The organism is Burkholderia sp. IT-111MI5, assembly GCF_949752865.1.
In the GTDB taxonomy this organism is placed as follows: Bacteria; Pseudomonadota; Gammaproteobacteria; order Burkholderiales; family Burkholderiaceae; genus Burkholderia; species Burkholderia pyrrocinia_C.
Window position 1 is genome coordinate 83,011 of record NZ_CATKIF010000002.1, and the last position, 6,182, is coordinate 89,192.

The window sequence follows — 6,182 nt, forward strand, 5'->3', positions numbered from 1 at the left end:
GCGCAGTTGCTCGTCGTGTTGAATTACCGTTATGATGACGATCATAATCTAATATGTCAACGTTTTGATTTTGAGTGACATCAATGTATAGTGACGGCCTAGCAGTCATGAATTCACGGCGGTAAACATGAAGGTCACCAAGGCGCAAGCGCAGGCGAACCGGGCGCTGGTTGTCGAGACAGCGTCCAAGTTGTTTCGCGAACGGGGCTACGATGGGGTCGGAGTCGCGGATCTCATGGCTGCGGCTGGATTCACGCACGGAGGCTTCTACCGGCAGTTCGGCTCCAAGACGGATCTAATGGCGGAGTCGGCCGCCTGCGGCATGGCGCAGACAGCAGCGCTCACCGTGGGGGTAGATCCCTTGCAGTTCGTCGAGCAGTATGTCTCGCGTGAGCACCGCGACGCCCGGTCCACCGGATGCACCATGGCGGCACTGGGCGGCGACGCCGCACGTCAGCCGGAAGTGGTCCGGTCGACGTTCGCGGACGGCATCGAAAGCTTGTTGGCTGCGTTGAGCGGCGAGGGCGCTGTATTGAACGGTGCAGACTCAGGGCAGGGGCGAGCCAAGTTGCTCGACATATTTGCTCATGCGGTCGGCGCCATTGTCTTGTCGCGCGCCTGCCCGGACGATTCGCCGCTGGCCGACGAGATTCTGGCGGCTTGCCGCAACGAGATCCGCGCGTCGCTGAGTCCGCCTGTGTGCTCGACTGCGAAAATGCGCGCAACTACGCGCAAGCGCAACGATAGTTGCTCCCCGAGCTCGAGTGGGTAGCCGGTCACCAGAATCTGAGTCACGGCGTAGCGTATTGATGCGCGGTATTAATGGACTTTGCGGAATCGGCATGGCGCAGCCAGTTTGGGACGGCGGGCAAATGATTGAAGCTGGTGCAGTGCTAACTCGTGCCCATTAGGCTGCAATCCGAGAGGCCGCAGATCACGATATCGCCAACGTCGAGGAATGCAATCGTGACCGATGCTGAAGTTTGTTAGCCTTTGATTTTACATAATGCTGATGATCGATTTTTTTGGTTGTAGCAGCCATATCCTAATGTCGTGTTTTTGACTGCTGGCATGCTGGCGGCGGTTTGGACTGCCGGACCAAATCGTGGGGCATCCTGGACTGATCACCATGAGCATGCGGGGGCTGGATCGTCTGAAGGTCGTGGAAGCCGTGATCGAGCAGCGTCTGATGCCGTGGCGAGCCGCGGAGAGGAAAAAGCCCAACAAAACCAGCCTTAAACCTGGACATTTTTAAATGGCCGGCAGATGCACATCCGAATTTGGGTATGACATCAGCGGGTGGGCTCGACATTTTCGACCATGCGCGTCCCCTTTTCCTACGACATACATCCACGCGACCTCATGTTTAACTCATGCCAAACCGGATCGGGCGTATTCCGAATCCGGGCGGCACGCACCTTGAATGTTCATGAAGCAAATCGATGCTTCCATGACTTCCGGTGCGCTTCACGCACTGCCTTGGTACAGCGATGACGAACCGGCTATCGGCGTGTGAACCGCGGCGCGCTTGGCTGTCGCGCCCGTTTCTCTCCAAGTGAAGATTGCCGATGCATCGCCATGGCAACCATGACCGGAACTTTAATGGTGAAAAACGCCGAACACGTGAATTTCCGCAGCGCGATCTCATGCGCGCCAGTAGCAAGCGAGCCGCTCGAGTACCCGCTCGCATGCGCCTGATCTGTTTCCCCTACGCGGGCGGCTCGGCCGCCGTTTATCGTGGTCTGCACGCCTTGTTGCCCGGCATCGAAGTGCGCCGTCATGAACTTGCAGGCCGAGGCAGCCGCCTGTCCGAGCCTGCCGTACGAGACATGCCGACGCTGATCGACGCGTTGCTGCGCGACCTGGACAACTGCTTCGATCGTCCCTTCGCACTGCTCGGACACAGCATGGGCGCGGCTATTGCCGTCGAACTGGCGCTGCGGCTTCCGGCCCAGGCGCAACCGAACCTCCGGCATCTGTTCGTGAGCGGGCGCGCCGCACCGGGCAAGGAGCGACCTGTTCGACGCATGCAGGCGCTGGACGACCGCGCTTTCCTCGATGCACTGCACGAGATGGGCGGCACACCGAAGCCGGTGCTGGACAACAACGAACTGATGGCGCTGCTGATGCCTGCGCTACGGGCGGATTTCACGATGATCGAAAACTACCGGCCCGTGCCCGGGCGCAGGCTGACGGTGGACATCACCGCATTCGCGGGCCGCGCGGATGAACAGGTCCCCGTTGATTCCGTTGCGGGCTGGGGCGCCGAGACGACCGGGCAGTTCGATTTTCACGTCATCGAAGGCGATCATTTCTTTATGAGAAGCGAAATGCGGGCGATGGCCGGCATCATCGCGGCGCGCCTGCGGCGCGCGGAACACGTTGCGTCAAGCGCACTGCAGGCATGACGGGCCGATCCTCGCGATCGGCGTGCCGGCGGTGCCGTGACCGTCGAATGAAGAGGCTTGCGCGTCCTCTCGGCTTCCATGCCGGAGCCGCGGGCCGGTCGAGCATGCGTGGAGGCCGCGCGTCGCTTCCTTGCGCGCGATACCTGGAGTGCCATTGTGCAACGTAATCGAAAGCGAATCCTCGTAACAGGCGGCGCGGGTTTCCTCGGTTCGCATCTTTGCGAACGTCTGGTCGAACTCGGTCACGACGTATTGTGCGTCGACAACTATTTCACCGGTACCAAGCAGAACGTGGCTGCGCTGCTCGGCAACCCGAGCTTCGAGGCACTGCGCCACGACGTGACCTTTCCGTTGTACGTCGAGGTGGACGAGATCTACAACCTCGCCTGTCCGGCTTCGCCGATCCACTATCAATTCGATCCCGTGCAGACCACCAAGACCAGTGTGATGGGCGCGATCAACATGCTGGGGCTCGCCAAGCGCACGCACGCACGCGTTCTGCAAACCTCGACAAGCGAAGTGTACGGCGACCCCGATGTGCATCCGCAACCGGAGAGTTACCGGGGCAACGTCAACCCGCTCGGGCCGCGCGCCTGCTACGACGAAGGAAAACGTTGCGCGGAGACCCTGTTCTTCGACTATCACCGCCAGCAAAACGTGCGAATCAAGGTGGTACGCATCTTCAACACGTACGGGCCGCGCATGCATCCCAATGACGGCCGCGTGGTTTCCAACTTCATCGTGCAGGCGCTGCGCGGCGACGACATCACGCTGTATGGCGACGGCAGCCAGACCCGGGCGTTCTGCTATGTCGACGATATGGTCGACGGTTTGATCCGGATGATGGCCACGCCCGCGGACCTCACCGGCCCGATCAATCTCGGCAATCCGCACGAGATCGCGGTCAGCGAACTTGCGCAGATCATTTTGCGCCTGACGGGCTCGACGTCGCGGCTCGTATTCCGTCCGCTGCCGAAGGATGATCCGACACAACGTTGCCCCGATATCGGCCTCGCACGCACCCACCTCGACTGGGAGCCGACGGTCGGGCTCGAAGCGGGGCTCCGGCGGACCATCGACTATTTTCGCGCGACCATGCCGGCTTGACGCCGCGTCCGGAAACCACGCTTCGATGATCGGGATGCGATGCCATGACGTCGTGACGTTGCATCGCCGGTGTCCCATTTTTACGTGACAGACGCGATATGGACTACATGGTCCAATCAGGCCGTACCGTTACGCCATTGGCCAGGATGCAGCGATGCCAGTGTCCATCAATCCGCCTCGCAAGCCGGATCTCCGCGCATGGAAAAACTCGAGTATCTGAAGCATGTCGAATCGAAGGCGCGAACCTACGCGACATCTTTCCCACGGCTGTTTACCCATGCCAAAGGCATACGCGTACGCGACTCCGAGGGGCAGGAATACATCGACTGTCTGTCAAATGCAGGTACGCTCGCGCTCGGACATAATCACCCGGAAGTCAATGAAGCCGTCATGCGGTTTCTGTCGTCCGATCAAATGCAGCAGGCACTCGACCTGGCGACGCCGGAAAAGCACGCGTTCGTCGAGCAGCTTTTCTCGCTGTTGCCCGAGAAGATCGCCGAATCCGGCAAGATCCAGTTTTGCAGTCCCAGCGGCGCGGATGGCGTCGAAGCGGCTATCAAGCTGACCAAGCACCATACGGGCCGCTCGACGATCATGGCGTTCCACGGCGCCTACCACGGCATGACGGCCGGCGCACTCGCGGTGTCGGGAAATCTCAAGCCTAAATCGGCCGGCGGCAACGGACGCGACGTTCATTTCCTGCCCTATCCCTATGCTTTTCGCTGCCCGTTCGGCACCGATGGCTCGGCGACCGATCAACTCAGCATCAACTATATTCGGACCGTCCTGTCCGATCCCGAGAGCGGGATAACGAAACCGGCGGCAATCATCGTCGAAGTCGTGCAAGGCGAAGGGGGTTGCATCCCCGCTTCCGACGCCTGGTTGATCGAGTTGCGCGACCTGACGCTGCGGCATGAAATCCCGTTGATCGTCGATGAAGTGCAGACCGGACTCGGTCGAACCGGCGCGCTGTTCGCGATCGAACATTCCGGCATCCAGCCGGACGTACTGGTGTTGTCGAAGGCATTCGGCGGCGGCTATCCATTGTCGGTGGTGGTCTATGACAAGCGCCTCGACACCTGGCCGCCCGGCGCGCACGCCGGCACCTTTCGAGGCAACCAGATTGCGATGGTGGCCGGCTTGTCGACCATGCGCATCGTCGAACGAGACGGTCTGCCGGCGCACGCGGACAGAGTCGGAAAACTGCTGGTTGCCGGCCTCGAGGGGGTTGCCGAACGCTTCCCCTGCCTGGGCCAGATACGCGGCCGCGGCCTGATGATCGGCGTTGAAGTCGTCATGCCCGGCCCACATGGCCAAACCGGCCCGACCCATGCAGAACTGGCAAAAGCCATCAAGCAGAACTGCCTGCGAAACGGACTCGTCATCGAAACCGGCGGCCGCAACGGCGCGGTACTCCGGTTCCTGCCGCCGCTGATCGTTTCGGAAGCGGATATCCACGAGATTCTCAATCGCTTCGAGCATGCCGTGGAAACGGCCTGCCGTGCATGACCACACCGCGGCGCGACCACGCAGACCGACCGGTGCGGGTTTCGCCGTGATCCACGTTCAGAAAAGGGACTATCGACCATGCTGGGCATGACGGAACGCAAGCTGCTTGCCGACGGGAGCTCTCCGTGGCTGCTGGAGCCTGCGTCGAACGGGCGCGATATCGTGCTGGCGGTGAACGACAACCGGGCGGAGCTGGAATCCCGGCTTCTCGAACATGGCGCGCTGCTGTTTCGCGGCTTCGACGTTTCATCCGTGGGCGCCTTCGAAGCGTTTGCCAACGCGATTTCGGCCCATAAGTCCGACTACGTCTATCGTTCCACTCCGCGCACCTCGATCGGCAACGGCATATTCACCGCAACCGAGTATCCGCCGAGCGAGACGATCGCACTTCATTGCGAAAACGCGTATCAACGAAGCTGGCCGCTGAGCGTGGCATTCTGTTGCCTCACTCCGGCCACGACCGGCGGCGAAACGCCGATTGCCGACATGCGCGAGGTGAGCCGCAGGATCGGGCCGCGCATCCTGCAGAACTTCGAGGCGAAACAGGTCCGCTATGTCAGGCACTACCGGCGGCACGTCGACATTCCGTGGGAAACCGTCTTTCAGACCTCCGACCGCGGCCAGGTTGCGGCCTTCTGCGCAGACAACGGCATCGAGCTCGAATGGCTCGACGACGACACGTTACGCACCGCACAGATCAACCAGGGTGTGGCTTACCATCCGGTAACCCGCGACAGGGTGTTCTTCAATCAGGCACATCTGTTCCATATCTCGAACCTGGAAGCATCGCTCGCCAGTTCGATCGTCAGCCTGTTCGGCAATGACCGAATCCCGCGCAACGCTTTCTATGGCGACGGGAGTCCGTTCGATCTCGCCGACATCGAGCAGATCCGCAACGCATTCCGCGAATGCGCCATCACGTTTCCATGGCAACGAGGCGACGTCCTGCTGGTCGACAACATGCGCTTCGCGCATGGACGCAACCCGTTCGAAGGCGAGCGCAAGGTCGTCGTGTCGCTGCTGGACCCGTACTCCCCCGACAGCGAAGAAATCGCCGACCGTTAGCCGGCGCGAGCGTACGAATCAATAAAAATCCGGATTGATCAAGTGCGCGAAACGCCATGTCCATGGATTACGGGGCAGACGGCGGATTAGAGC

5 protein-coding genes are annotated in these 6,182 nt (G+C 61.0%); all 5 read left to right on the plus strand.

What is annotated here, in order from left to right; genetic code table 11:
- Positions 1 to 127 precede the first annotated feature (127 nt).
- The 5 genes from ACM6JT_RS01495 to ACM6JT_RS01515 all read left to right on the plus strand — a co-directional run bounded on the left by ACM6JT_RS01495 (position 128) and on the right by ACM6JT_RS01515 (position 6,089).
- Positions 128 to 772 carry a TetR/AcrR family transcriptional regulator gene (locus ACM6JT_RS01495; RefSeq protein WP_131947384.1) on the plus strand — a complete coding sequence of 215 codons (645 nt, stop codon included), beginning with the start codon at positions 128 to 130 and terminating at the stop codon, positions 770 to 772.
- A gap of 796 nt (positions 773 to 1,568) precedes the next feature.
- On the plus strand, positions 1,569 to 2,408 hold the full coding sequence (locus tag ACM6JT_RS01500) for a thioesterase II family protein (protein ID WP_414855860.1): 840 nt from the start codon (positions 1,569 to 1,571) through the stop codon (positions 2,406 to 2,408).
- A 156-nt stretch (positions 2,409 to 2,564) separates the two neighbouring features.
- Entirely contained in the window at positions 2,565 to 3,515 is a 951-nt protein-coding gene (locus ACM6JT_RS01505; RefSeq protein WP_034182242.1) for a UDP-glucuronic acid decarboxylase family protein, read from the plus strand.
- Positions 3,516 to 3,713: 198 nt separating this feature from the next.
- On the plus strand, positions 3,714 to 5,024 hold the full coding sequence (locus ACM6JT_RS01510; RefSeq protein ID WP_414855861.1) for a diaminobutyrate--2-oxoglutarate transaminase family protein: 1,311 nt from the start codon (positions 3,714 to 3,716) through the stop codon (positions 5,022 to 5,024).
- Positions 5,025 to 5,102: 78 nt separating this feature from the next.
- Positions 5,103 to 6,089 carry a TauD/TfdA family dioxygenase gene (locus tag ACM6JT_RS01515; RefSeq protein ID WP_414855862.1) on the plus strand — a complete coding sequence of 329 codons (987 nt, stop codon included), beginning with the start codon at positions 5,103 to 5,105 and terminating at the stop codon, positions 6,087 to 6,089.
- Positions 6,090 to 6,182: the final 93 nt, after the last annotated feature.